Source organism: Paenibacillus sp. 481, assembly GCF_021223605.1.
In the GTDB taxonomy this organism is placed as follows: Bacteria; Bacillota; Bacilli; order Paenibacillales; family Paenibacillaceae; genus Paenibacillus_B.
In genome coordinates, this window is record NZ_CP075175.1 from 247,426 (window position 1) to 272,074 (window position 24,649).

Sequence of the window (24,649 nt, forward strand, 5' to 3'; positions counted from 1 at the left end):
TCAAATACTGTTAAACCTGCTCGTAACGCATACGTCTATGTTCGATTTCCTGCAACACCGGCTCCCGTACACTACGCTCAGCAAGCGTCTGATAAAGCACACTCTGCACTTCTGCGGCACTCTGCTCTTCCCCTTGCGTAGCAAGAAATTTGCTGTACGTTCGCATATAGTCATTGTAATCAATATGCGTTAAAGTCGTAGCGGCAAGCTTCCGCTGCTGCGTGAGAGCAGCATCAAATTGCTTACGCGCCTCATCCGGCTGCGCAGGTAATCGTTTGATTTGGCCGCCTCTTGCCGTTAGAGTGTCTGCATCACCCGTATAGTCAAGCAACTTATAATCGAACGCCAAAGGCTTCGCGAGCGCGATATGCGCGTGCAAAGCAACCGCACGGTCGCTTAGCTTCTCCGTTACTTCACGAAGGATGTCGTTCCCCTTCTCCAAATACCGACTGCCGTCAAAAGCCAATATCCGCCCCACCTCATCCGAAAAGTAGTCCTGAGCAATATATTGCTGATCGTACCCAGTAGGTGGAGCAACGCGAATTTTCAGCACGTTGGATACAACAGACTTTCCTTCTATCGACAACACAACTTGAATCGTATAGAATCCCGGCTCCGCAATTAACCAACCATGATTACCAACGGATGCAAATATCGAATCGTAAAGAGATTCACCTGCCAGCAGAATTTTATGCTCTAGCTTCCTGCAATATTGCGCATGCGGGAGCAGCCTCTTGCCTTGCTCTCCCTCTCTTCTAACAACGACTGTCATCCCGCTTAGGTCAGATAAGAGATCATTTTTGACCAACTGCGGCTGATCCGACGTATTCGTTAATTTTAGCTCGGCCACAACCGGCTCCATCCATTCATACAAAGGCGTGTCGCGGTTAACTCTTACCTCTAAACGAAAAGCATCATGGTGAACCGCATTCAGTTGACCACCACTATGAGAACAACCAGCATCATAAGCACCACGAGCTCCATGATCGACAAACCAATCCGTATTCCCCATCTGAACGAATCGCTCAGGTGCATGCCTCATAAATAACAGCTCCTGATCGCTAAAGCGATACTCGAAGCGATTGAAAAATGGCACCAACCCACCAACCTCCGCCTTGTACGGATAGTTCATAAAGCTTAACGCTGCTGGCTCTGATCGGAGCGGACCATCGGGTGGTGCCCAAGGGCTGCCTAAGTGCTTTTGCCAAGAATGTGCCAAATTGAAAGAGTGCCCCATTTCATGGATCGCGCACCAAAAACGCATACGCTGCACCCAAGCCGCAGGATTAGGACTGCCCGGAGGTGGCTCTGCAATAAAAGAGTTGTTAAACACCGCCGTACCTTGGCGTTGGTTCGCACCACTGCTATCAAACATAACCCCGCCAAGGGAACGCCCATACTCCCTGCTCTCGGAGGCTGCAAAAAAAGTCCACAACGACCAGTTAGGCTTGTCGCTGTAATGTGACCAATGCGCATGCATCGCATCGTTCAGTTCTTGAAAGGTCCATTTCGTATCCGCCCCAGCATCCTCCCGCGGAATCGTACTCCCTCCCTCTGATATGCTGACATCAAAGCCCGCTCGCTTGAATACATCCGAAATCGTTAAAGTCTCATTTGGCAAAGTTGCAGGTCGATTGTCCAGCGAGTGGGTGTGGAAGGTCGTTGCGGGTGTCGTGCCCTCTTCAGCATCAAATTCAAATTGGACGCGATGAAAATAAGGAGATTCAAATCGGTACGAGATCGTTCGATCCGACTGATTTCCTGCGAAAAATACCGCTGTTGCGGTTCCCTGATCAGGAAATGCGCTCGCTGCTGCTTCTATTTGCACATTTGTGTATGGGAATGTGGGGTTGCCGTAATTTTTGATAATGCCTGCCCATCGATTTGGTCCATCAGCCGACAGTTTCGCAATCCAGTGAACAGCCGCGTTAAAATTGGAAATCGTCGTCCCACTCGCCACCATTTGCGGATAGCGCCCGTCTACATCAAGGCGCAGCTCCTCGCGGACTTGCTGATCGCTCCATGTATACAACCCACTAAGGGATTGTATCGCGGGTTGTACCGCAGTTGCATTTAAGAGAGACTCTGTAAAATGGGTAGAATCCGCCTTACTCCCAAATAGACCATCCTCAATAGCATGACTATCTACTCTTGTTGTCGGCTTCTGATCACTCATGTTCATCACCCTCCCTATAAGTAGAATCATATCTCTACATACATCTATTTCAAAAGACTAGATTAATATACAAATTGATATGTTGAATCTGACCTAATCACACATTTTCCAAGCAAAATAAACACAACAAAAAAGGTGTGTCTCAAAAAGTCTGAACAGACCATTTGAGACACACCCTTGGCTCAAGCGTGCAACACATTCAAAGCAGACTACATGGGGCTTTTTTTCATAATTCGTATGATGACCCTCATGTTAGAATCTCATCATTCATTTGATTGGGGTTCTCCCACATGAACGGGTGGCCAGAAGGAATTTGGAAATGCATGATATGTCTAGGCATGGTATTGGCATCTGGTCATCGCATCCCACTTTACTGTTGCTTGCACACAGATGCGTAAATAGCAGCTCTTAATGGTTACCACAGAAGCTATTTGGCCCGATTTACACGGTTTCGATTTCTAACGGATGTCAGAGAACTTATTTGATGAACGGATTAGAAAATTCGGCCGTTTTCATTGCAATAAGCGCTGCCAGAACCGTTAATCTCCTAATCGTATCTCATCCGTAGAAATAACGGCAGTGGCGACCGTTAGAATCAAAAGTGAGACGTAATCATGTCCAACCATGTCCAACGCGACTTAACAGCATGAGTAGGTGTACAATTTCCTACCCTCCTACCACACATCCACAACAGCTATGCATCGTAATTAACCAGATACGGCTGCATTCCCGTGTTATAGTACCCTTCGCTATACTCGATCACCTTGCCAGATGCGTCGTAAGAATAGCGCGAGCGCTTCAACAACGGAGCTGCTTCCTTAAGTTGCAGCACCTTCTCCACATGAAGAGGTGCTACAGCAACCGCAAACTCATCGCGGAATTTTTCGAGGGAAATCCCGTGCTCTTCTAGTAGCTCATACAGAGACTGAAGCTGCATGTCCGAAATTTCCGACGTCACGATATCCCCCAGGCTAGCACTCAAATAGTGCGTGTAATGAATATACGGTGCATCATCAAGGCGATACAGACGCTCTATACAGAGTACATCACCCCCGAATAAGCGATGCGGCTCTGTTCCCTCTTCGCTGCGCACAACTGCGACTTTCAGCAGCTGCTTTTGAATTTTGTGCCGTTCTTCCACTAACACTTCCGTAAAGCGTTTCCCTTTAGAAAGTTTGGAAATGGACGTATTTCGAATGACTTTCGTCCCTTTACCACTTCGCTTTTCCAAATATCCTTCCTGAACAAGCTCGGTGATCGCATTTCGAACCGTTATTTTACTGACTTGAAATTCAGCTTCTAGTTGTGGCTCTGACGGGATATTCAACTCCAAGGGATATTCCCCGTGCAGGATGCGATCTTTTAATATTTTTTTAATTTGTAAATAGAGTGGACCTTTTTTCCGAGATACGTACACTTGAATCCTTCACTACCTTTCTACATCCCCCACAGCCTCAGTCATCGCGCGTAAAATTTCACTTTCTGAGGACATCGGCGTATCACCCACAATCGTATGCGCCAGCATTCCTGCTGCTGCGGCAAACTCGACTGTCTTCTCGACGGAGAAACCTTCCAGCTCACCATGTACGATACCACTCGTATAAGCATCTCCAGCCCCAATTCGATCATAGACCGAAAACGTGAGTGTTGATGAAAATGCGAATGCGCCTTGCTTAAACATAAAGCCGCGCAGCATATGCGTATTATCACTGTTAATCGAACGGTGCGTTCCCGCGATTACCGAGATCGAATATTTTTGCGCTACAGCTGGAATCAGCTCTACAAGCTGTTCGTGCCGCTCCTGCTTGTCTGTCTTCATACCGAGGACGAACATCGCGTCCTTCTCGTTCATCATCACAATATCGGCCAAGTGCAGCATGTCCTCATAATGCGCTCGCGCCTGCTCATAGCCGTCTTCACCCCACAGGGTCGGACGATAGTTGCAGTCGAAGACGACGGTGCCGCCTTGCTCTTTGACAGCGCGCGCAAAGGCTTTCATATGCCCCCGCACAGCGTCATTCATCGCCAACGTAATGCCGCAAAAATGAACGACATCGATGCTCCTCGCAATCGCAGTAAAATCATAGGCACCTTCTGGGGCCGTATTGAAGCTACTTTCCAATCGATTGGAATACGTCACCCGACTAGGTCGCGCCCCGAATCCGTTTTCTAAAAAGTACATGCCGACATACTTGCCAGCACGATTCATAAAAGAGCCAGCTACACCTAGCTTCTGCAAGTACGCTGCTGCCGCATCGCCAACCGCGTTGGCTGGCAAGGTGGACACAAGGTAGCCTGCATGCCCATAGCGCGCAAGCGCCGCCGTAACATTTACCCCTGTGCCCGAGAAGGAGTACTTAAGGGTGTTCGCCTGCGACAATAGCTCATGCCCTGGCACTTGCAACCGCATCATAACCTCGCCAAATGCCGCGACCCGTTTAGCCATGGCGGTCTACCAAGTTCTTCACGACCGCAAGCAGCTCACGTACGTCATCGACATTCGTGTCGCCTGTTTCTTTGTCGATAATCGATGAATAGACGTGCGGAATAATTTGTGGCACTTTCGCTTCCAGCGCAATCCGAACAATCGGTTCAAAGTTCTCTTTATCAATGCCACCCGTCGGCTCTAAAGCAAACCCTGCTTCAGCACACGCTTGTGCGACAGCGCGAAGCTCGTCTTCACAGCTTAACCCATTCATCGGGAAGTATTTCAACGCGTTACCGCCCATATCACGCACCATTGCAATCGCCGTTTTAACCGGCACGAAAGCAGGCTCATCCTGTGCTGCGCTTAACGGGCCCGTTGAAATATTCACATATCCAACGCGACCTGTCGGCGACACTAAGCTATTAATCCAGCTCTCTTTGCCACCAAGGTTAGCGCGTGTTGCACCTACCGCTGTAAACACTTGGTTAATGTGGCTGCCCGCGTAATGTTTCACAATCTCTGCAACAACAGCCGCTTGGCGATTGTCACCCGCGCCCAATCCGATCGATACGGCATCCTCAATTTCCGCTCCGTATTGTTTCATTGCTGTAACCGCTTCTTCCACCGTTGCATAGTTTTTCGACAGCACGCCGACGAAGACATAGCCTTCTGCTGCTTCGAAAATCCCTTTTGCATTTTCAACACTATTAGCTAATACATTCAATGCGACACGATTTTTGTAAAAACGATTTGTTAGATTAGACATGTTAGTTTCCCCCTAGTAATGTACGAATTGTAGATGCAATAACCTGAATATCATCGCCTTGAAGCGGACGCGGATCGATATCGAAATAGCCTTGTCTAACCCCATAATCACGTGTGTAAATCGCAATCTCACCTTCGCGCAGTCCATTATTCACTTCTGTCGCTGTTGTATGCGCTTGCTCTGGGTTAATTTGAATCCGCGCACGGAAGATTGCTCGGCCTGCTTCGTCTTGTACAATCGTCACCGTGACACCTGCTAGTTCATTCAACGGCATCAAAGTTTGGAGTGCCGCTTTTTCTTGCTCGCTGTTATCTTCTTTGACACCGTATTCATCCAGTGCTTGAAGAAGCCCAAAAGTCGTTTCCTTACCGACCTTCATACTACGGCCAATTCCGTGCAACTGTACTTTGACCCACTCGATATACATGCGCTTGCCGCCAATAATACCTGATGTGGGTCCTTCTATCGCCTTTGACCCACTGTAAATCGCTAGATCCGAGTATTTCACATACTTCTGAATATCTTCCTCCGCCGCCGCATCCACGATCAGCGGAACGCCATTACGCTGCGCAATCTCCCATGCTTCTTCGACCGAAATCATGTTCTTTTGAACAGCATGGTGAGACTTCACATACAAAATAGCTGCCGTACATTCCGTGATCGCATCTTCAATATGCTCAGCACGACCTTCGTTGGCGTAGCCCACCTCAACGACCTTGCCGCCGCCCAAATAAATCATCGTTTCAACAGGAGCACCATATTGAACGTTGTGGCCTTTGAGCATGATGATCTCGTTGCGGGAAATATGCTCTTGGTGGAGGCGCTCACTCTTGCGGCGGTTTCCTTTTGTCACGAGCGCCGCCACAGACAAGGCAATCCCGCTCGAAGCCGAATTGACGATAACGGCTGCTTCGGAGCCAAGTATACGCGCTACATAATCTCCTGCTTTATCGACTAAATCAGCTATCTCTACATAACGTTGACCACCTTGCTTCATGGCCTCCATAACCGTATCCGTCGGTGCAGATACACCGAGAATACTCATTCGTCCACTAGCATTAATGACACGTTTAAGTCCATATTTAGCATTCCATGAGTTCGCCATTTACAACGACTCCCTTCGTTTGTATGCTGATGTCTGTGACTCGCTTATCCCCTTCAGAATCAACAAGTTCAAGGGGTTCACGATTAAGGGTAAAGAGGGTTAAATAAGCAGGGTCGCCTGCCTGTATACGCCCGAGTTCCGGCTTGCGAAGCCAGTCTGCCGCATTGGAGGTAACGGCTAGGATCACTTCCTCTAGCGAGTAGCCGAGATACAGAAACTTCGAGAGTACGTGCGCCATGTTGTACACAGGCCCGTTCAAGCGATTACCGCGATAGATGTCTGTACTAATCGTATGTAGACCAATACCATGTCGCTTAGCCGCTTCCGCAGCCCGAAACGAGAAGCTTGCCGTCCCATGGCCGACATCCAAATGCACACCACGCTCGATAGCATCCTTGAGCACTTGCAGAGGCTTTCCAGTTGCATCAAAAAGATTGTTAGCCTTACCGTTCAAATAATGCGTAATGATATCTCTGTTGTCCATCAACGAAACGACTTCCTCAATCGACGGAGGGCCGGAACCGATGTGTACCATTAAGGGTAGATCCGCTGCTCTGGACAGCAGTTTTGCAATGAACAAAGGCTCAATGCCGTTGCCGCCGACAACACTTTTACTAATCCGCGCCTTTAAGCCAACTATCTTATCTCTATGTTGCTCCACCGCCTGTGCGACCCGATGCTTATCTATCCACTCTAGATTCGATAATTCATCGATTCGGTTCAGACCGATCCGCGAAATGTTCAAAAAGGCAAGCACATTCGTTCTCGCTTGTTCGCTGCTCGCAATCAACTCCGCGATCCGATCTGCGCCGCAGCTTCCTGCATCCACAATCGTCGTTACACCGTGCTTGATTCCGATTTCGTCGATTTCATCACCGTACGGCGCTAGTTTCGCAAAAGCATGCACATGTATATCAATCCATCCACTCGACACGTACATGCCTGAAAAATCGACTACTCTACGCCCACGTCCACTCCCAGACGCTGTCACTTCAGCAATTTTTCCATTTTCAATCACGATATCGATTGCGTCTTCGTTCACGCGCTTCACATTGTGTAGGACATACCGATCATTCATTCGCTTCCTCCTCTCTCCATTTTCTTTGCATTTTTGATGCTTATTCGAGCTTTAGTTCCGCTCACTTTCGAAATGCTTACAACTGTAGAATAGCATACGAAATCTACTTAGTAAATATAACGTTATAATGTTTAAATCGCGTTATGAAAAAGAAGCAAAGAAACAGACTCCTACTTTAAGCACAAGTCTGTTTCATCCTTTTAAGCAGCTGTTATTTGATAGCTCCAATAAAACTCGTATACAATCCGCTGGTCCGCTATGCGAGATTAGGCGCGATAATGCTTGATTACCCAACGCACTCTGCAATTGCATAAGCATATGGGGCTCAAGGCTAGCTTTCACGCTAGACATATCCCTCATGTCATCGGAACGGTTCGTCACATATCCTTGATGTCTGTTCAAAATGGATCGAGGCAGGATAGGCATCATTCATCTCCTCCGCTTTTTCCTACCTACATATCCAAACATACAAAAATAGAAACAACATGATCGAAGTTCTTAGATCACGCTGTTTCTATGCTAATTGTTCAGCTTGAATACCATTCTAGATGTACAAATATTTTCTGCACTCACTGTCCATTATGCATTCGTATCCAGCATCGTAGGCATATGTATTTCTTTCACACAAGACGCCTTTGAGAGGTTTATGACGCATTTTACTAGTGAAACGATATCCTGAAGGGGGATTTGTGTACCGCCATGAGCCGCTAACACTTTGTCCACTCCTTCTTCATAAGGAATTTGGGTAGCAATTTCACCAGGGTTAATACACGTTACCCCTATTCCATCCTGCTTCACATGTTCCCGTAACGAATTGCAAATCCCACGCAAGGCGAATTTTGAAGCGGCAAATGAGATTTGGGTATAATTACTGTTGTCAAGACCTGCTGTAGAGCCGATTAAGATGATCTTTCCGTTAGCTGATTGTTTAAGATTCGGCAACAGTTTTTGGATGCAAGTAATGGCCGATGTTACATTTACATGAACGATATTTGCAATTTCTTCTGGTGCATCTTCCTCAAAATTGTAGTCATCTGTAAATCCTCTGCTCTCCCATATCCCCACATTATAAATGAGTACATCCAAGGTAATGCCATTCAATGTATTCGCAATCTGCTTGCTTGCCTCAGATGACGATAAGTCAACTTCGATCCAATGTTTATGAACACCATTGTTGAGGTTCAAACTGTCCGGGCGACTTCTGGAAACGATCCATACGTGATCACCCTGTTCTGGTAATCCTTTGACAAACGCTTCACCTAACCCTTTGCTTGCACCAAAAATAATAAAATTTTTCATGTCTACCTCCTTGGGATTTATTTCATTCCATAACCAAGATAGTAATCTAGTTTTTAAACTTTGTAAACAATTATGTTTGTAAAATAGTGTTCGACGTAGATAAGAGATGTATAGTAAACTTGAAGTAGCTTGATAGCGTTAGCTAGTTTAGCAGAAACTAAGGGAGAAGAGAGAGTGAAGCCAATGAAAGCAACCCCATTAAATCGCCGCAACATTCCTGTCAGCCAGCTCGTACTCGGCTGTATGGGGCTTGGCGGCTCTTGGAACCATGATCCTGTAACAGCGGAGCATGTTGTACAAGCTCACCATGCAGTAGAAGCAGCTTTGTCGATCGGCATCAATATGTTCGATCATGCTGATATTTACACGAAAGGCAAGGCCGAGGAAGTGTTTGGCCGTCTACTTAAAGAAAGACCTGAATGGAGAGAACAGATGTTCATTCAATCCAAGTGCGGCATTCGCCCTAGTGAAGCACCAGGTATACCGGGCCGTTACGATCTTTCTGAGGCGCACATCTTACGCAGTGTGGACGGGATTCTACAACGATTAGGGCTTGATTATATCGATTTCTTACTTCTCCATCGTCCTGATCCGTTGATGGACCCCGAAGAAGTAGCACGAGCAATCGACCAGTTGAAGGCCTCTGGCAAGGTGCGCTGGTTCGGCGTCTCTAATATGAGCGCCGGTCAAATAAGGCTGCTGCAAGCGTACAGCAATGAGCCTTTCGTCATTAACCAGCTCGAAATGAGCCTGGCTAAGAGCGGCTGGCTGGACACTGGCGTGCAAGTGAATACCGACGCTGCCGCACACGACACGTTTCCTGAAGGTACGCTGGAATATTGCCGCTTGGAGAACATTCAACTGCAAGCGTGGGGACCGCTTGCGCAAGGCATTTACTCCGGTCGGACGCTGGATGACCAACCGGACAACGTTAAAGCTACAGCCAAACTGGTACAACAGTTGGCCGAGCAAAAAGACACAACACCGGAAGCGATCGTGTTGTCTTGGCTCATGTACCATCCAGCAGGCATTCAGCCTGTGATTGGAACAGCGAACCCTGACCGCATCCGTGCATGTAAAGACGCGGGTCGAATTTCGTTAACGAGAGAAGAATGGTATTCTCTCTATATATATTCTCGTGGAAACCCTCTTCCATAGACATCATAACGTTTCGACAAAATTATATATAATTCGTCAAAACCTTGCTTACTTTGGCAAGGTTTTTATTTTTTCCGATCAGAAAAATAGGTATTTATACTCATAACAGACCTAGCTCTTATAGTTAGAATATCTCTATATACCAAAAGGAATACATTGGTATATGATCTATTATATATTTAATGGAAAGGAGACACCCTCTTACACCATCGATCCTACATAAGTTGACCATCAATTTCATTAAGCATTTTGAGGAGGCAACTGCTTGGGAATGACATCTTCTAAAAAAACATTAGCAACTTTACTAAGTATTTCATTGACGGCATCTTTATTATTTCCTGCTGTATCTGGTGCACAACCGTCAACAAATACGGACCTACCCCAAATTAAGCCTGAATTTTTAAAACCGCTAGACCAACAAGCTTTATTATCCGAATTAATAGAACCTAAAAACTATGTTCCTTTAACGGACACGAACAAAGTTATCACGGTAATCGTCGAGTTGAAGCAAGAACCCGTTAAAGTGTCTGAAGCGAAAGCAAAGGATAGCTTCATGACTGCTCCTGTTAATTTTGAAGAGGAGTTGGCTAAAGAGCAAGACACTTTTAAGGACGCACTCTTAAAAGATCTTGGTGCTCAAATCGAGCACGAATATTCACAAGCGTTTAACGGATTTGCTGTAAGAATCGCAGAAAATAAGCTTGATAAGCTTCTTTCACTTCCTGGAGTGAAGGCTGTGTATCCTGACTTGGAATATAAAGCTCTGCCCGTTGATACTTCAACTGTAAAACCTTACATGGATCAAAGTGCTGGACATATTGGTACGAATAAATTGTGGAGCAAAGACATTGAAGGAAAAGGTATCAAAGTAGGTGTCCTTGATACTGGTGTTGACTACAATCATCCTAGCTTAAAAGGTGCATATAAAGCCGATGGCAGCTATGACTTTGTAGACAAAGATGCCGATCCTATGGAGACAGAGCCAGTCGCAGGTAAAGGACCGAATGCTCAAGGCAGACCTTACGAAACTGATCACGGTACACACGTGGCAGGCACGATTGTTGGTCAAGGTAATCCAAGTATTCCAAATGACCCAAAGGGAGCCCTTCGTGGTATCGCTCCTAAGGCAGACTTGTACGCCTATCGCGTCCTTGGCCCTCATGGAAGCGGTAAGACGAGTGATATCGTTGCAGCCATCGATCACGCTACTAAATTGAATTTAGACGTTATTAACCTATCATTAGGTTCTGATTCTAACTTTCAATATACAGCGAATTCGATCGCGGTCAACAATGCCGCAATGGCTGGTGTTAAAGTGGTTGTTGCGAACGGTAACGCTGGCCCGAATGGCTATACTGTAGGTGCACCAGGTGGCGCGCATCAAGCGATTTCTGTAGGTGCATCAACTCCACCGCTGCAGACGCCAATTTTTCTAGGGAATAACTTAAGTAATTTGTTTGCCATGCAATCTAGCCATCCACAAGAATTAGCGCTTGGTAAAGAATTGGAAGTTATTCATGCCAACTTCGGCACAGAAGCTGACTACAAAGGTAAAGATGTAAAAGGTAAACTTGTTCTCGTTTCACGCGGCACAAATAGTTTCCAAGAAAAAGCCAAGTTTGCTACTGATGCAGGCGCCGCCGCACTTCTTATGTACAACAGCCAAGCAGGCGAAATTAAGATGAGTTTAGGTCCTGAAAATATTACTTATGTACCTACTTACTCTATTACGCAAGCATCAGGTGCACAAATATTAAAAGCTTTGCAATCAGGACAAGTAAAATTAAAATTTGGTAATGTGCTTGAGGAAGACTTGATGGCGGATTTCAGTTCTCGCGGTCCAGCACTTCCAGATTATACAATTAAGCCAGATATTGTAGCTCCAGGTGTAGCTATTCGTTCTGCTGCTCCTGCTTGGGCAACAGGCTCAGTTACTAAGCCTGACTGGTCAAAAGGCTACAAAGATTCTCAAGGTACGAGTATGGCAGCTCCACATATTGCAGGGGTAGCCGCTTTGTTGCTGGAACATGGTAAGAGAACTTACGGACATACTTACACCAATGATGAAGTAAAAGCGTTGATGATGAACAACGCCAAACAAATCTCCGACCGTACTAAAAAGCAGTATTCCGTTACAGAGCAAGGTGCTGGAAGAGTCGATATTGAGAAGATCTTGCTAGCTGGCGATATCGCCATGGCTAAAGCTACTACGAATGCCGTAACCAAATCGGTTACTGGCGCGACGTATGAGCGAGCTGAAGACGAGTACTTTACAGGCAGTGTGTCCTTCGGTCAACTGGCTGCTGGCGAAACGCTGGAACAAGAAATTATCGTTAAAGATATTAACAAGAAAGCTCAAATTTATCAGATCTCGACTCAATTTCCTAACCCAGCTGGTATCCAGATTACAGCGGATACACAACAAGTTTCTGTAAGAGCTGGCGAACAAGTTTCGTTTAAAGTTAGGCTTCAAGTACCTAACAATGCTCCGACAGGCATCTATGAGGGCAGCGTTACTTTGACAGAAACGACTGGCGTAACCAAGCTGCGACTACCTGTTAGTGCGTATGTAGGTAAAGAATATGCTCGTCCGCCAGTTTCTGTAGGCATAGATCCTACTTTATTCACGCCAAATGGTGATAAAAGGAAGGATACAGCTAACGTTTCTATTTTAGTAAATAAACCTGTTGAAAAAGTGGCAGTTAGCGTGGAGCATGCCGTCTACGGTGTGGTTGGAACGATGATTGAAAAAAACACACCGATCAAGCCTGACGCATTCTTATTTCAGAATTGGAATGGCACATTACCGAACGGAAAAAGCTTGGTAGATGGTCAATATAGCTTCGTTCCAGTTGTTGGTGGATCGAAACTGAACAACTCAGCTGTACCATTCATTATTGATCGTCAAGCACCACAGTTCGTACTGGATAAACCTGAAGTTCGTTTTGACTCACAACAAGCAGGCTTTATTACCGGTAAAATCACATCTGAATTATTGCTAGATTTATTTAAAGGGCGTCAACCAGGAGAAGTCATGGGCATTGCTGCTATAGCAGATGTTAATGGAACTCCTACACAAATCAATGGCACGATCGACTCAAACCGGAACTTTAAAATACGAGTACCTTTAAAATCTGGTGCAAATACGTTCCATGTAGTATCTTATGACGCTGCGGAAAACGGACTTGATTATTCGAAATTCGCACCACAAGTTATTCATTTCAATTACAACCCTAACAACATAAAAGTCGATGCAGTTGCTTCAACTAGCGAAACAATCATCGGTACACCGTTCGGGGTTGACGTGAATTTCTCAGCTACAGATGCGGTTTATAAAGCTTCGTTCAAATTAGAATTTGATGCAAGCTTAACCATTAATGAAATTAAGCCTAGCGTTCAATTTGCTGTATACAACCAAGGCGTTTCATTAGTTGAAAAGCATCAAACGATTAATTTAGGCAACGGTAAGAAGCAGCTACAATATTCTGTGGAATTAAAGAAACAAGGTTACACAGGTAAAGGCTCAATTGCCCATGTTAAGTTTACGAGCAACACAGCAGGAGCATACAAATTTGATGTTACCGAGGCTAAATTGTTCAATGATAAAGCCGAAATCGGTACGAACATTTCACTACCGATCACGGTTGCAGTAAAAAGCGCTCCAAGTCGGCCTTCAGATTCAGACAGTAGCTCATCATCTTGGTCCTCTTCGGGACCTGCTACTACAATCGCTTCACCAATCATACAGAAATTACGCAATGGGCTGTTAACAGAATCAAAACTGTCAAACGGAAAGACGAACGCGAAAGTTGATCTGGATAGCGCGGCTATTCACACGCAATTGCAAGACAAAAACGCGAAGCATATCGTAGTCGACTTTTCTGAAGTGAAGTTTGACAAATACGGAGAGCTTGATGTTCGTATGCTCATTGCATTAGCGAAGCAAGTAGAAAAGTCTACAAAAGACTTGCTCATTAAAGCAGGAGAATTTGAACTCAACATCCCTAGCGCTGCCATTTCTGAATTTATTAGCGCAGATGGGTTCTCCCTTGTGCTTGGCTTACACAAAAAATCCACGGATAACAAAGCTGACTTGCAATTTACATCGCAAGCGTTAACGATCCGCGGAACGCAAGCTAAGCTCAAAACACCGCTGCAAGCAACAATTAAGCTTGAAAACGTAAAAGATGCGCGCAAGGTTGGCGTATATACACAATCCGCTAAAGGCGATTGGACATACGCTGTACCAGGCTCAAGAGCGAAAAAAGATTTCGTTCGCTTTACAGTGACACAGCTTGGCACTTACTCAGCTGCCGAATATACGAAGCAATTCGCAGATGTCACTTCACACTGGGCTAAAGCCGAAATCGAAGTTATTGCAACTCATCACTTAATCAAAGGAAAGAACAGCGAAACAACGTTCGCTCCTAAAGACAAAGTGACACACGCTGAATTTACAGCACTGCTTGACCGCTTGCTCGGAACAGGAATCACTTGGGAGCAGCGGAGCAAAGAAGCAAATGCTTCACAACCAATTACGCGTGAGCTAGTCGTCGCGAAGCTGGCAGAAGCACTTAAAGCCGATCTGAACAAAGTCGATCGCAATCTCAGCTTCAAAGACAAGAGCAAGATTTCAGCTCAGTCCCAAGCTGCTATCGCCTATGCGGTAAGCAACGGTTTCATCAAAGGTACGCACAAAAATGAATTCAATCCTAATGGCACATTAAACCGTGCTGAGGCAGCAATCATTTTGTACCGTGTGCTACAATCGTTGCAATAGTTCTAACGCATAACAACTCGGCTACACAAGAAGAGAGCGTGCAGAATACCATCTGCCCGCTCTCTTTTTTAATTGCACACGCCGTGTCTTTCTAACACTATCTATGTCTTTTTATCGCTCGTCATGTCTTTCTAACACTCGCTATGTCCTTCTATCACTCGTCATGTCTTTCTATCCACTTGCCCCTAGCGCTGTACGCTCCTAAGTCCAACTAGCTCTTGTATTGAATCAGCCCGAAGCACAAACCAACAGGGTCAACCATATAGGCAAGATAGAACTCATCAAACTCCATCTTTTCACGAATCGTACGTGCCCCTTGCTCGGCAGCTTTTTTAAGTGCGTCATCAACAGATTCAACCTGTACAATCATCCGGACGCCGTGCGGATAATCAGGTGGCCCTAATGCAATGCCTCCGTCGATGCCCGCTTCGCCTTCCTGCTTCGCTGTAACCGGCCAGTAGTCCCAATTCGGTTGATGGATAGTCCACCCAAACACCGAAGAATAAAATGAATTCGCACGCTCTGGATCTTGGCTGTTTAATTCAAACGATACGACACGTCCCATTATGAAATCCCCTAACTTATAAAAGTTTGAATCGTTCTTCCATTCTCTGTGCGCTCGCTGAAGTTGCCATTCGTATAATCGTTAATAATAGCTACCCAAAATTGATGTGCAGGCTTGTTGTTCCCCATTTGGAACACTTCCCAATTCCCTTTAAACTGATTAAAGACCCATTCCGCAGCAACACGGCCGATGCCAGATCGTCGATACTTTTTCATCACAAAAAATTCGGCAATCGAATAATGCCCCTGCTGAAGTTGCTCTGTGCTCTCCGGCACTAATTTCTCCACCCACCTGACGAATACAAACCCAGCATATTTCCCATTTTGCATGATGAAAAATGGATACTTACCGCTATCCTCCCAGTAACTATCTAATGCTGGATAAGCACCAAACCATCCGTCTGTTTCAACGTCACAGTACACATATTCAGAAAAATCATAAAAATAAAATTGCATCAAATGCTGTAAAATGGGCTTTTCTTCGCTTTGAACGGCCTTTATAAGTAACTCCTGCTCGTCCGATGCATCAGATGCACCCCGTGCACCTGATGTCTTACATTTGTCTACTGTGTCCATAGACACCTCCTCATAGGAACTATTATAATACAAACCAAATAAATAGAAATCTTTTCCTCTATTCCACATAAAAAAAGATCTGATTCTACCTCATAGGCAGATCAGATCCTCAATTCCCCTTTGAATTCATTGGTGTCGCCGTTCTTTATTTACTGCTTCTACGACTATACCATTTCCAAATCGCTTCTACATCGTGCTGTTCCATATATGGCACTGTCCAGCTAGTGCCTGAAGAGCCACCCAATAAATGAACGTTAATCGTGAACAAACGTAATTTTCGCTGCAATGGCGTACCCTTTATGTTCAATGCTACCACATGCTTGCGACGAATATAGTGCGTGTTTCTCGCTAAGTGACGGTTACGCAACGTCAGTTGTCGGTCTGTCAACGCTGTGCCCGCATCTCGATAGCAAATGTGGGCGTACAGTATATGGAGCGGCACCAGCACCAGTGACCACAATGCGTTCGAGCCGAAATACCAAATCAACCCGCAGCACACCGCAATCGCAAACAACAAATCGTATCTGATGTAGAACGCCCATGCCCGTGTAGGCGGACGGTTCTGAACCGTATCCATCGTAAACTGTGGTACCGTAAGCTTCATAAGTTCCGCTACTTCATGAAGTTTGACTAGCGGATGGAGCATAAGTCGCTCCTGCTTTGTCGAAGTCTCAACTTGCAGCTCCACAGAGGCATATCCGAGCCATTTTCGTACGACGCCTTCCTTTACAACAACGGCGTGTACTCGCTCTGGCGCAAACAAATGCTTCTTTTTGTCCAGCAAGCCATACGCTATACTTATTTGCTGCCCCTCGTAACGAACCGTAAAGCCTCCATGTTTAATCACAAATAGCACTGCTGACAGTAGCCACGCGACGAGTAAGCCTATCGCCACTTTGCTCCACCAGCCCGGTAAAAACGTGTTCAGCTGATCAATGATCCCTTTATAAATATGCGCGGGTAAAATATCATCCGCAAATGAAATCACGCCTAAGGCAAACGTAATGACGAGCCCGATATTGACAGTAGACACAGCGGCTAAAAGTAAATTACGTAGCGTTAGCTGCACGAGAGGCGCTTGACGCTGGTCATGAGCTTGCGTATGACCAGCATGTCTTGATTGCGCATGAGCATCATTTCCTGCTTGTGCATGAGACGCATTTCCGGAATCCGCATGAGACGCTGTTGTAACGCGATTAGAGCTAGCATCTGACGCCAACTCTCCCGCTGGGTGCGCCTCAACCTCCGTGTGCTCAGCGACGGCAGAGCCGCCAGCAGCGGCCATTCCCTCCGATCGCTCACGCAGCAATTGCTGCAAACGCGTCGCCTCGGCAATCGTAACAGCAGGCAGTACGCCATCACCTTCTGTTTTACCGCCAGGTGTTTCAATTTTCAACTGCATAACACCTAGCAGCCGTTGAAAGAATGGCTGTTCCGTATTCACCGAATGAATTCGTTTATAGTAAATAGCCTTCTCCTCACGGAACAGTACACCTTTACGAATAACGAACTTGTCTGCTTCCAGTACATATTCGAAGCGTTTCCATCTGATCCATCCATATCCGAGCAGCACAACTGTACCGCCTGCGATGCACGCATACCACCACCAAGGGATGCTCGCAACATCTGGACGCTGCAGCACGACAATAACCGCAATTGGCCACAGCGCTTTAACAAAATCGAATAGAATGAACAAAATATAGAGCGGATGAAGGCGCTGCTCCTTATTCATGCTCATCCACCACTTTCGCCAAATCCCCTATACGACGCTTTAATGCTTCAGCCTGCTCACGCTTCACACCTTTTATCGTATGCGTTGTCGCTGCCGTCACAATTTTAATCTCGGCCAAATCGTACATACGTGATATAGGGCCGCTTTCCAACTCTACATGCTGTACACGCACCATCGGAATAAGTACATTGCTAATAAAAATAAAACCGGATTGAATCTCAATTTCCTCTTCATACACGTCAAAGGCAAAAATGCGAAACTCCACTTTTGGTACTACCCATCCAAATAAAGCAAACGAAACAGCAAATAGACCTAGCGCAATCCAGCCAGGCAGCATCGACCATTCCCTAAAGTAAGCAACGGTTACATAAGCAATAGACAGGAGTAGGCAAACTCCATTAAAAATGAACGAGGCCAATCGAGAAGATTTTACCCAATCTGGGTGTAATCGCTGTGTAAGCTTTGTGTCAATCATGGTAAGTCCCCCCTATATTTAGCAATCAAATATTTACAATATATTATCGTATCGTAAAAGATAAGATTTGTCACTTTTTCTACAATAATAAGGACATCGCATACATGGACTCCCCTTTCCATAAGCTTCTCATTATATATAGACGCGCAAAAAAACCGCTCCAAGAGCGGTTCACTGCGATTGTTTAGCTACTTATTCATAACGTTGCCCGTTGTATACGATGTATCCGATAGGTTGATGAGTGTAATGCAACACCGGCCCAGCCGCTGCTAAAGATGGATATGCATCACCATTTTGCTCTAAATAGACACCCTTTAGCTCCAGTGATTTTCCAGCTTCAAGACCTTCAATAGGTGCTGCGATTCCGTCAGAATCTCCATAACGGATTACAACGTCCATCTCTTTACTAATTTCAGACACCTTTATACCTTCGGCATTTATGACTACGATCTCATGAATATGCAATTGATGGTACCTAACTTCGTGAACTTGTATATCCTCTCCAACCTGTTTAATAAAAGCTTGCATTTGGATAACGGGTTTATGATTTACCATTTAAACGCTCCTTTATGTGATTCATACAACTTATTTTTTCCTAAAACGATTGAACTAAACCCGATCCCCTGTTTCAAAAAAAGCTTGCACATCACGTTACGTTAGGTCCTACAATTTACCTATTGGAAAAAGGAGGGCTAAAGATGGAGAGAGTTCGACTACTTGATGTGCTACGTGGTTTTGCCATTCTCGGAACACTAGGCACGAACATTTGGCTATTTGCCAGCTTGGGGGATTTCGGAAGCATCTTAACTTTTAATCAGGAGGCTTGGTGGACTTCAGTGGACGATGCGCTGCGTACATTTACGATGTTCATTGTGAATGGCAAATTTTTAGGCATGCTTACCATTATGTTTGGGATCGGGTTGGAGTTTAAACGTAGAAAAGCAGAACGCTTAGGCCAAGTATGGCCTGGCATCTATTTATGGACCTCTTTTTTACTACTGCTTGATGGTGCCATTCATTACTTTCTCGTCATGGAATATGATATTTTGATGAGCTATGCGGTAACAGCAATAATCGTAGCCTACATTGTTAAAGGTGGAGATCGCGCAGTAAAAAGAGGAATGTACATCGCAGGCGGAATCCATCTGCTCCTGTTGCTCTTGATACACGTTGTGCTTGCAACGGCGGCTGGTGGCGGCACGAGTGGCGTAAATGAAGTCGCGTTATTGTTTAAAGAAGGTACATGGTTAGAGCAACTTCAATTTCGCTTCAATAACTTTTGGTTTTACCGTACAGAATCGATTATTATACTACCAATGAATATATGCTTGTTTTTATTAGGTATTCGCTTGGTACGTAGTGGGGCTTTCGCACCAGATGAACGCGGCCAAGTCATACGCAGGAAAATGTTACGTTGGGGGATAGGAATCGGGCTACCGTTAAACCTGTTACTGTTCGTTCCTGGAGCGTATGCCGATTTATTTATTCGTTACGTTGCTGCTCCGATCTTGGCGTTAGGCTATATTGGACTCATTGCTAAAATGGTAGAAACCGGGCGCTTAGTTTGGTTGTGGGCCCGCTTTGAGGAAGTAGGCAAGGCTGCACTTAGCTGTTATATGCTGCAAAACATTCTTGCTTCGATCCTTTTTTATGGATGGGGATTTGGCCTTGGAAATATGTATGGCTCTGCCTTTACGATCGCGATGTGGGCCTTCATTTCGTGCTTGCTCATTGGTTTTGCGCACATATGGCTACGCTATTTCTCTTTAGGTCCTGTGGAATGGGTCTGGAGACAGTTGTCACAGCTTCCGTCCAAACATTCAAAAAGTTCAATTTCGAATTAATACACAAGGAGCTCACGAACAAGCTCATGATTGGAAAAAGAAAATCCCCATCGAGTCTCGCACACAACTAGCTGTGTACGAGTAGCACTTGATGGGGACTTTCTTTATTTACATATGAACGACTTGAACACCTGCATCCCTACATTCGAAACGAGCGCACATAGTTGTCAAAGCTCCAAGTCGTCAAAAATGATTGTGCAGAAGTTTTGCCTGACTCATACAAATACATTTTATCTTCCTCAGCTAGATCAAATTGGATCGATGACACCTCTTCTGTCGGAATGAACACCGTTCGCTTCTCCGTATGCTGATCGACATGACGCTTGTCATGCGCACGCAACATCGTACTAAAAATAGCGGTAAAAAGCGTAATCGGACCGCCAATTTTGTACGGTTTGGCGAGGCTCTTCTGTTCTGACAGCCGCAAGCCGAAAGTCGGCCACCGCGGCTTGCCAGGTACATCGAATATCCAGATCGGGAAATTGCTCAGCAATCCCCCGTCCAATACATAGTGAGGCTTTTTCTTCTTTGCCGGCTTCCATTTATACGGTTGATAAAAGTACGGAATTGTCGTGCTCATCCGCACAGCGGACGCGATAGTACATGATTGTGGTGTATGTCCGTATTGCTTCAAATCGTCCGGGAGAACAATCATTTTCCCGCTGCTGACATCTGATGCGATAATTTTCAGCTTATTGTCTGGCAAGTCAGCGAATGTATCGACACCTTTGGCGTGCAACAATTTGGCAATCCATCTTTCGAGTACATCGTTCTTGAATATACCTAGTCTGAACAGAACGGACAATAATGGCCCTGCGAGCGGAATCCGATTTAGCCATGACCTGCCGAGCAATCCGGCATAATCAAGCTCAAACATAATTCGCTTCAACTCATCAGCACGATAGCCACTGGCTAGCAAGGCAGCTACAATTGCGCCAGCCGATGTTCCTGCAATTCGATCCCATTCATAGCCTGCCTGCTCAAACACTTCGATAGCGCCAACGAAAGCAATTCCACGAACGCCTCCACCTTCAAACACCGCGTCAGCCTTCATTCAATCAACCTCCATGTTGTGTAGCGTACAACGATGAATTAATTGATTTTAATACCGCCTACATCATTCGTGAAGTCACGGTAAGGAGACATATCGAATCCTTGGATACGGGCATTCGTTCCCCACATATCACGGCGCTGATACAAGAACATGTACGGCAAATCTTCATTTATTTCTTTGTACAACTCTTTATAGATTGCCTTACGTTTTTCAATATCAAGCTCTTTGTCTGCTTTTTCGTACAATTCGTCTACCTTCTTGTTGGAGTACTTATAATCGTTCTGGTAGCCAGTTGTCTTGAACGTATTTTGACCTGTTTGTGGGTCTGGATCTAAGCCCCAAGCTAAGAATACCATGTCAAAATCGCCTTTTTTACGTGCTTCCAATACTGCATTAAAGTCCAACTGTTCAGGTACAAAGTCAATGCCGAGCTCTTTATAGTTTGCTTGTGCAACTGGAATAATCGCTTCATTTACTGGGTTAGGTGTTGTCGCCACGAAATTAATTTTGAATTTCTGGCCATCCTTCTCACGGATTCCGTCTGCGCCTACTTTCCAGCCAGCTTCATCCAGTAATTGCTTCGCTTTTGTTAAATCATATGCGTAAGGATTTACTTCGTCTGTGTAAGCCCACGAAAGCTTCGATTGCGGGATATTAATAACATCCGCATAACCTGAGTATACAGCGTCAACAATTTCTTGACGATTTAGACCGTAGGTCAAAGCTTGACGTACGCGCTTGTCTTTGAATTTATCTAAAGCATGGTTAAAGCCAATATAGCCATAGCCGTTAGTCGGGTACATCGTCACATCAGCAAAACCAAGATCTTTCAATTGCGCTACACTGTCTTGGTTAACACTGATGAAGTCCATATCTGTTTCACCAGTTTGCAACAACTGGATATTAGTCTCATCCGTAGTAAACTTATAAATCAATTTTTGAATTGGAGGCTTCCCTAAGTGGAAATGCTCATTTGCTACAAATTGGGCTTCTTGACCTGGAACAAACTTAGTCAGTTTGTACGCACCCGCACCAATTGGAGTAGTGAACATTTCTTTCATTTTTCCAAAATCAGCTTTGCCATAGTATCCTTTTGGCATTACATACGTTTCAGCAATGAATGCATATGCAAGTGCAGTTACTTCAGCTGTCGTTACTTCGACAGTAAGTGGATCGATCACTTTGATACCTTCAACCGATTTAGCTTTACCTTCTTTGTATTCTTTACCGCCTTTAATCTTGGCAACTGTCAGTGCGTCAGTCGGGCCGTCGTACCCTTTATCGTGAATGATTGTCAAGGAGTAAGCAACATCCTCAGCAGTTAAATCTGTGCCATCGCTAAACTTCAAGCCTTCTTTCAACTTGATAGTGTGCTTCAGCTTGTCATCTGAAAGTGCATAACTTTGTGCTAGACCTTCAGTAAAGGTCCCGTCTTTTTTAAATTTCATTAATGGTTCAAAAATGGTTTGTGTGATGTATTTATCGTAAGCTGATTCTGCAAATAAAGGATTAAAAACACCGGCCGGTGCCGTCATACCGATAATAACGGTATCTTTACGGTTGGCTGCTACTGCTGGGGACTTACTTTTGTCTGCTGCTGCGAATACACCCTCGGTCAAAAGCTCACCTTGTTGCTCAGGTGTCTTAGCTGCATCGTTCGCTCCTTGCTCTGTTTTCGTTTCAGTCTTCGGAGCCGCTTCTTTCGGTGCTCCGCCACCACCACATGCCGATACAATTAAAGACATGAGCAGCGTGATGCTAATGAGAAGTGTTAGTCTTTTCTTCATTGTCTTCTCCCCCTAAAATTCATGTTAGTTGCAAAACGTTGAGCCTTGCTTTTAATCATCTATGTTTAGAAAATGATTAAACAAATGTAAGTGACGCGTTAAAGCTTACATACGTTGATAGAATTTATGTTAGGTTCGAAGATGTTGGTTAACAACTAATGTACTTGAGCAATTTTAATTTGTAAATACTGTTTCACAAAAAAAGTTTTAGCACAGTAACACTTTGAAGTTTAGGTTATATATACATGAAATTGAATAAACAAACAAGATTCCCCCAAAGTAAGCGCTCACAAATATTGAGTTACTCTGAATATCGGAATTATTATAATATCTAACTATATATACGATGGTTTACGTGCATATGCAGAACCTGAATCGTATCATTTGAGCGTTCATGTGAAACATGCTATATTCCATTCTATTCAGACATCATATAGAAACATGACTACCATATACATCCCGAGGCAATTAATTGTTTTCATCAAAAAATTCGGAGAATATAGCTTATAAGAGTAGGCAAACGGTGCGATCTTTTTAATGAGCTTAACAGGTGTAGGTACGATATTGTGTTGGCATGATTATGAGGCGCTGCCCCACTTTCAGTGTATGATGAAACACCGAATTGTAAGGTGCAGATGCTGGCATAGAAGGAAGACCTCTAAGTGTTTATTGTTTAGATATAGAATTAAAATAAACACTTAATCGACCTATTTTAGGTTAACTTATTGCCGCTCTCATACACGTAAAAGCTGCGTCAGCGCTTCAATAAAGCTATCCATTTCTGAATCTGTACCTATACTCACGCGCAAATAGTTATGTATACGTGACTCATTAAAATGTCTAACTAATATACCTCGCTCTCGTAAAGCAAGGTATAACGTTTCAGCCTCAAACTCTACGTGTGTCATACATACAAAGTTCGCTTGTGAATCAATAACTTTGAAGCCGAGTGTGCGCAGCTGTGCAACCGTGCGTTCACGTGTATGGATTACCTTTTGAATATGATGTATAAAATGAGCTTCGTCCTGATACGCTGCCACTGCTCCTGCAATTGCTAACCGGTCGAGGGTGTACGAGTTAAATGAATTCTTGACTCTATTCAGCCCTTCAATAAGCTCCTCATGCCCGAGTGCTACACCAACACGCAACCCTGCCAAGGAGCGAGATTTCGAAAGCGTGTGTACAACCAGCACATTTGGATAACGTTTAATTAATTGAACAGCTGACTCACCACCAAAATCGATGTACGCTTCGTCAATAATGACGACTTGTTCTCGATGTTCGGCTACTAACTGTTCAATCCGGCCCACAGCAATCCCCTTCCCAGTCGGAGCATTTGGATTCGGAATTATGATGCCGCCATTTGGACGATGAATCTGGTCTAACGGGATATTGAACTCATCGTCTAACGGGATGAGCTCATAACGCAAGTTATACAGCTGTGCATACACTTTATAAAAACTGTACGTGATATCCGGAAAAGAAATCGGGCTTGTGGACTTGAACAAAGCAGCAAACGCGAGTGCTAATATTTCATCTGATCCATTACCGACAAAAACTTGCTGCTCACGCAGTCCATGATAAGCAGCAATCGTCTGTCGCAATGTAGTACAATTCGGATCGGGATATAAGCGCAAATCGCTATCACTCGCCGCTTTTATGGCATCCAGAACATGACTGGATGGAGGGTAGGGATTTTCATTCGTATTTAGCTTGATAACCTTCTTATCCTGCGGCTGCTCACCTGGAATATAAGGGGTTAGTGAACTAGCTAGTTCGCTCCAGTATTTACTCATACACCTGCACTCCCTATCCATTTTCATCTAT

At 44.9% G+C, this 24,649-nt stretch carries 18 protein-coding genes; 3 read left to right on the top strand and 15 right to left on the bottom strand.

Annotation, left to right across the window (positions count from 1 at the left end; translation table 11 throughout):
- Nucleotides 1-10: 10 nt before the first annotated feature.
- From KIK04_RS00955 to KIK04_RS00985, 7 genes are all read right to left on the bottom strand, one after another.
- Nucleotides 11-2,176 carry a hypothetical protein gene (locus KIK04_RS00955; protein ID WP_232276495.1) on the bottom strand — a complete coding sequence of 722 codons (2,166 nt, stop codon included), beginning with the start codon at nt 2,174-2,176 and terminating at the stop codon, nt 11-13.
- 694 nt (nt 2,177-2,870) lie between these two features.
- Nucleotides 2,871-3,599 carry a GntR family transcriptional regulator gene (locus KIK04_RS00960; RefSeq protein WP_232278535.1) on the bottom strand — a complete coding sequence of 243 codons (729 nt, stop codon included), beginning with the start codon at nt 3,597-3,599 and terminating at the stop codon, nt 2,871-2,873.
- Between the two features lie 6 nt (nt 3,600-3,605).
- A complete protein-coding gene (locus KIK04_RS00965) occupies nt 3,606-4,622 on the bottom strand; it encodes a sugar kinase (RefSeq protein ID WP_232276496.1) in 1,017 nt (338 codons plus the stop codon).
- Entirely contained in the window at nt 4,615-5,370 is a 756-nt protein-coding gene (gene dagF / locus KIK04_RS00970; protein WP_232276497.1) for a 2-dehydro-3-deoxy-phosphogluconate aldolase, read from the bottom strand. The genes KIK04_RS00965 and dagF overlap by 8 nt, the downstream gene beginning before the upstream one ends.
- A 1-nt stretch (nt 5,371) precedes the next feature.
- Nucleotides 5,372-6,475, bottom strand: coding sequence for a DgaE family pyridoxal phosphate-dependent ammonia lyase (locus KIK04_RS00975; protein WP_232276498.1), 1,104 nt, complete (start codon nt 6,473-6,475; stop codon nt 5,372-5,374).
- Nucleotides 6,453-7,553 carry an amidohydrolase/deacetylase family metallohydrolase gene (locus tag KIK04_RS00980; protein WP_232276499.1) on the bottom strand — a complete coding sequence of 367 codons (1,101 nt, stop codon included), beginning with the start codon at nt 7,551-7,553 and terminating at the stop codon, nt 6,453-6,455. Before KIK04_RS00980 ends, KIK04_RS00975 begins: the two co-directional genes overlap by 23 nt.
- A gap of 579 nt (nt 7,554-8,132) precedes the next feature.
- A complete protein-coding gene (locus tag KIK04_RS00985) occupies nt 8,133-8,852 on the bottom strand; it encodes an SDR family NAD(P)-dependent oxidoreductase (RefSeq protein WP_232276500.1) in 720 nt (239 codons plus the stop codon).
- Nucleotides 8,853-9,035: 183 nt separating this feature from the next.
- Between KIK04_RS00985 and KIK04_RS00990 the strand changes: the two genes are divergently transcribed.
- The gene (locus KIK04_RS00990) at nt 9,036-10,010 is read left to right on the top strand and encodes an aldo/keto reductase (protein WP_232278536.1); all 975 of its coding nucleotides are present in this window, start codon (nt 9,036-9,038) and stop codon (nt 10,008-10,010) included.
- 271 nt (nt 10,011-10,281) lie between these two features.
- On the top strand, nt 10,282-14,790 hold the full coding sequence (locus tag KIK04_RS00995) for a S8 family serine peptidase (RefSeq protein ID WP_232276501.1): 4,509 nt from the start codon (nt 10,282-10,284) through the stop codon (nt 14,788-14,790).
- 211 nt (nt 14,791-15,001) lie between these two features.
- On the opposite strand, the gene KIK04_RS01000 is transcribed toward KIK04_RS00995, so the two are convergent.
- From KIK04_RS01000 to KIK04_RS01020, 5 genes are all read right to left on the bottom strand, one after another.
- Nucleotides 15,002-15,355, bottom strand: a complete 354-nt coding sequence (locus KIK04_RS01000) for a VOC family protein (protein ID WP_232276502.1) — start codon at nt 15,353-15,355, stop codon at nt 15,002-15,004.
- Between the two features lie 11 nt (nt 15,356-15,366).
- Nucleotides 15,367-15,930, bottom strand: a complete 564-nt coding sequence (locus KIK04_RS01005) for a GNAT family N-acetyltransferase (RefSeq protein ID WP_232276503.1) — start codon at nt 15,928-15,930, stop codon at nt 15,367-15,369.
- Between the two features lie 145 nt (nt 15,931-16,075).
- Nucleotides 16,076-17,668, bottom strand: a complete 1,593-nt coding sequence (locus KIK04_RS01010; protein WP_232276504.1) for a PH domain-containing protein — start codon at nt 17,666-17,668, stop codon at nt 16,076-16,078.
- On the bottom strand, nt 17,655-18,137 hold the full coding sequence (locus KIK04_RS01015; protein ID WP_332329989.1) for a PH domain-containing protein: 483 nt from the start codon (nt 18,135-18,137) through the stop codon (nt 17,655-17,657). The genes KIK04_RS01010 and KIK04_RS01015 overlap by 14 nt, the downstream gene beginning before the upstream one ends.
- Before the next feature lie 192 nt (nt 18,138-18,329).
- Nucleotides 18,330-18,692 carry a hypothetical protein gene (locus KIK04_RS01020; RefSeq protein ID WP_232276505.1) on the bottom strand — a complete coding sequence of 121 codons (363 nt, stop codon included), beginning with the start codon at nt 18,690-18,692 and terminating at the stop codon, nt 18,330-18,332.
- A gap of 143 nt (nt 18,693-18,835) precedes the next feature.
- Between KIK04_RS01020 and KIK04_RS01025 the strand changes: the two genes are divergently transcribed.
- On the top strand, nt 18,836-19,981 hold the full coding sequence (locus KIK04_RS01025; RefSeq protein WP_232276506.1) for a DUF418 domain-containing protein: 1,146 nt from the start codon (nt 18,836-18,838) through the stop codon (nt 19,979-19,981).
- Nucleotides 19,982-20,120: 139 nt separating this feature from the next.
- On the opposite strand, the gene KIK04_RS01030 is transcribed toward KIK04_RS01025, so the two are convergent.
- From KIK04_RS01030 to hisC, 3 genes are all read right to left on the bottom strand, one after another.
- Nucleotides 20,121-21,035 (bottom strand): patatin-like phospholipase family protein, encoded by a 915-nt coding sequence (locus KIK04_RS01030; RefSeq protein ID WP_232276507.1) that lies wholly within the window; start codon nt 21,033-21,035, stop codon nt 20,121-20,123.
- Between the two features lie 38 nt (nt 21,036-21,073).
- Entirely contained in the window at nt 21,074-22,822 is a 1,749-nt protein-coding gene (locus KIK04_RS01035; protein WP_232276508.1) for an ABC transporter substrate-binding protein, read from the bottom strand.
- A 734-nt stretch (nt 22,823-23,556) separates the two neighbouring features.
- Entirely contained in the window at nt 23,557-24,618 is a 1,062-nt protein-coding gene (hisC, locus tag KIK04_RS01040; protein WP_232276509.1) for a histidinol-phosphate transaminase, read from the bottom strand.
- Between the last annotated feature and the right edge of the window lie 31 nt (nt 24,619-24,649).

Coding starts and splice junctions, on each gene's coding strand:
- KIK04_RS00955 (WP_232276495.1), bottom strand. CDS start 2,176: ATGAGTGATCAGAAGCCGACAACAAGAGTAGATAGTCATGCTATTGAG.
- KIK04_RS00965 (WP_232276496.1), bottom strand. CDS start 4,622: ATGGCTAAACGGGTCGCGGCATTTGGCGAGGTTATGATGCGGTTGCAA.
- dagF (WP_232276497.1), bottom strand. CDS start 5,370: ATGTCTAATCTAACAAATCGTTTTTACAAAAATCGTGTCGCATTGAAT.
- KIK04_RS00975 (WP_232276498.1), bottom strand. CDS start 6,475: ATGGCGAACTCATGGAATGCTAAATATGGACTTAAACGTGTCATTAAT.
- KIK04_RS00980 (WP_232276499.1), bottom strand. CDS start 7,553: ATGAATGATCGGTATGTCCTACACAATGTGAAGCGCGTGAACGAAGAC.
- KIK04_RS00985 (WP_232276500.1), bottom strand. CDS start 8,852: ATGAAAAATTTTATTATTTTTGGTGCAAGCAAAGGGTTAGGTGAAGCG.
- KIK04_RS00990 (WP_232278536.1), top strand. CDS start 9,036: ATGAAAGCAACCCCATTAAATCGCCGCAACATTCCTGTCAGCCAGCTC.
- KIK04_RS00995 (WP_232276501.1), top strand. CDS start 10,282: ATGACATCTTCTAAAAAAACATTAGCAACTTTACTAAGTATTTCATTG.
- KIK04_RS01000 (WP_232276502.1), bottom strand. CDS start 15,355: ATGGGACGTGTCGTATCGTTTGAATTAAACAGCCAAGATCCAGAGCGT.
- KIK04_RS01005 (WP_232276503.1), bottom strand. CDS start 15,930: ATGGACACAGTAGACAAATGTAAGACATCAGGTGCACGGGGTGCATCT.
- KIK04_RS01010 (WP_232276504.1), bottom strand. CDS start 17,668: ATGAGCATGAATAAGGAGCAGCGCCTTCATCCGCTCTATATTTTGTTC.
- KIK04_RS01015 (WP_332329989.1), bottom strand. CDS start 18,137: ATGATTGACACAAAGCTTACACAGCGATTACACCCAGATTGGGTAAAA.
- KIK04_RS01020 (WP_232276505.1), bottom strand. CDS start 18,692: ATGGTAAATCATAAACCCGTTATCCAAATGCAAGCTTTTATTAAACAG.
- KIK04_RS01025 (WP_232276506.1), top strand. CDS start 18,836: ATGGAGAGAGTTCGACTACTTGATGTGCTACGTGGTTTTGCCATTCTC.
- KIK04_RS01030 (WP_232276507.1), bottom strand. CDS start 21,035: ATGAAGGCTGACGCGGTGTTTGAAGGTGGAGGCGTTCGTGGAATTGCT.
- KIK04_RS01035 (WP_232276508.1), bottom strand. CDS start 22,822: ATGAAGAAAAGACTAACACTTCTCATTAGCATCACGCTGCTCATGTCT.
- hisC (WP_232276509.1), bottom strand. CDS start 24,618: ATGAGTAAATACTGGAGCGAACTAGCTAGTTCACTAACCCCTTATATT.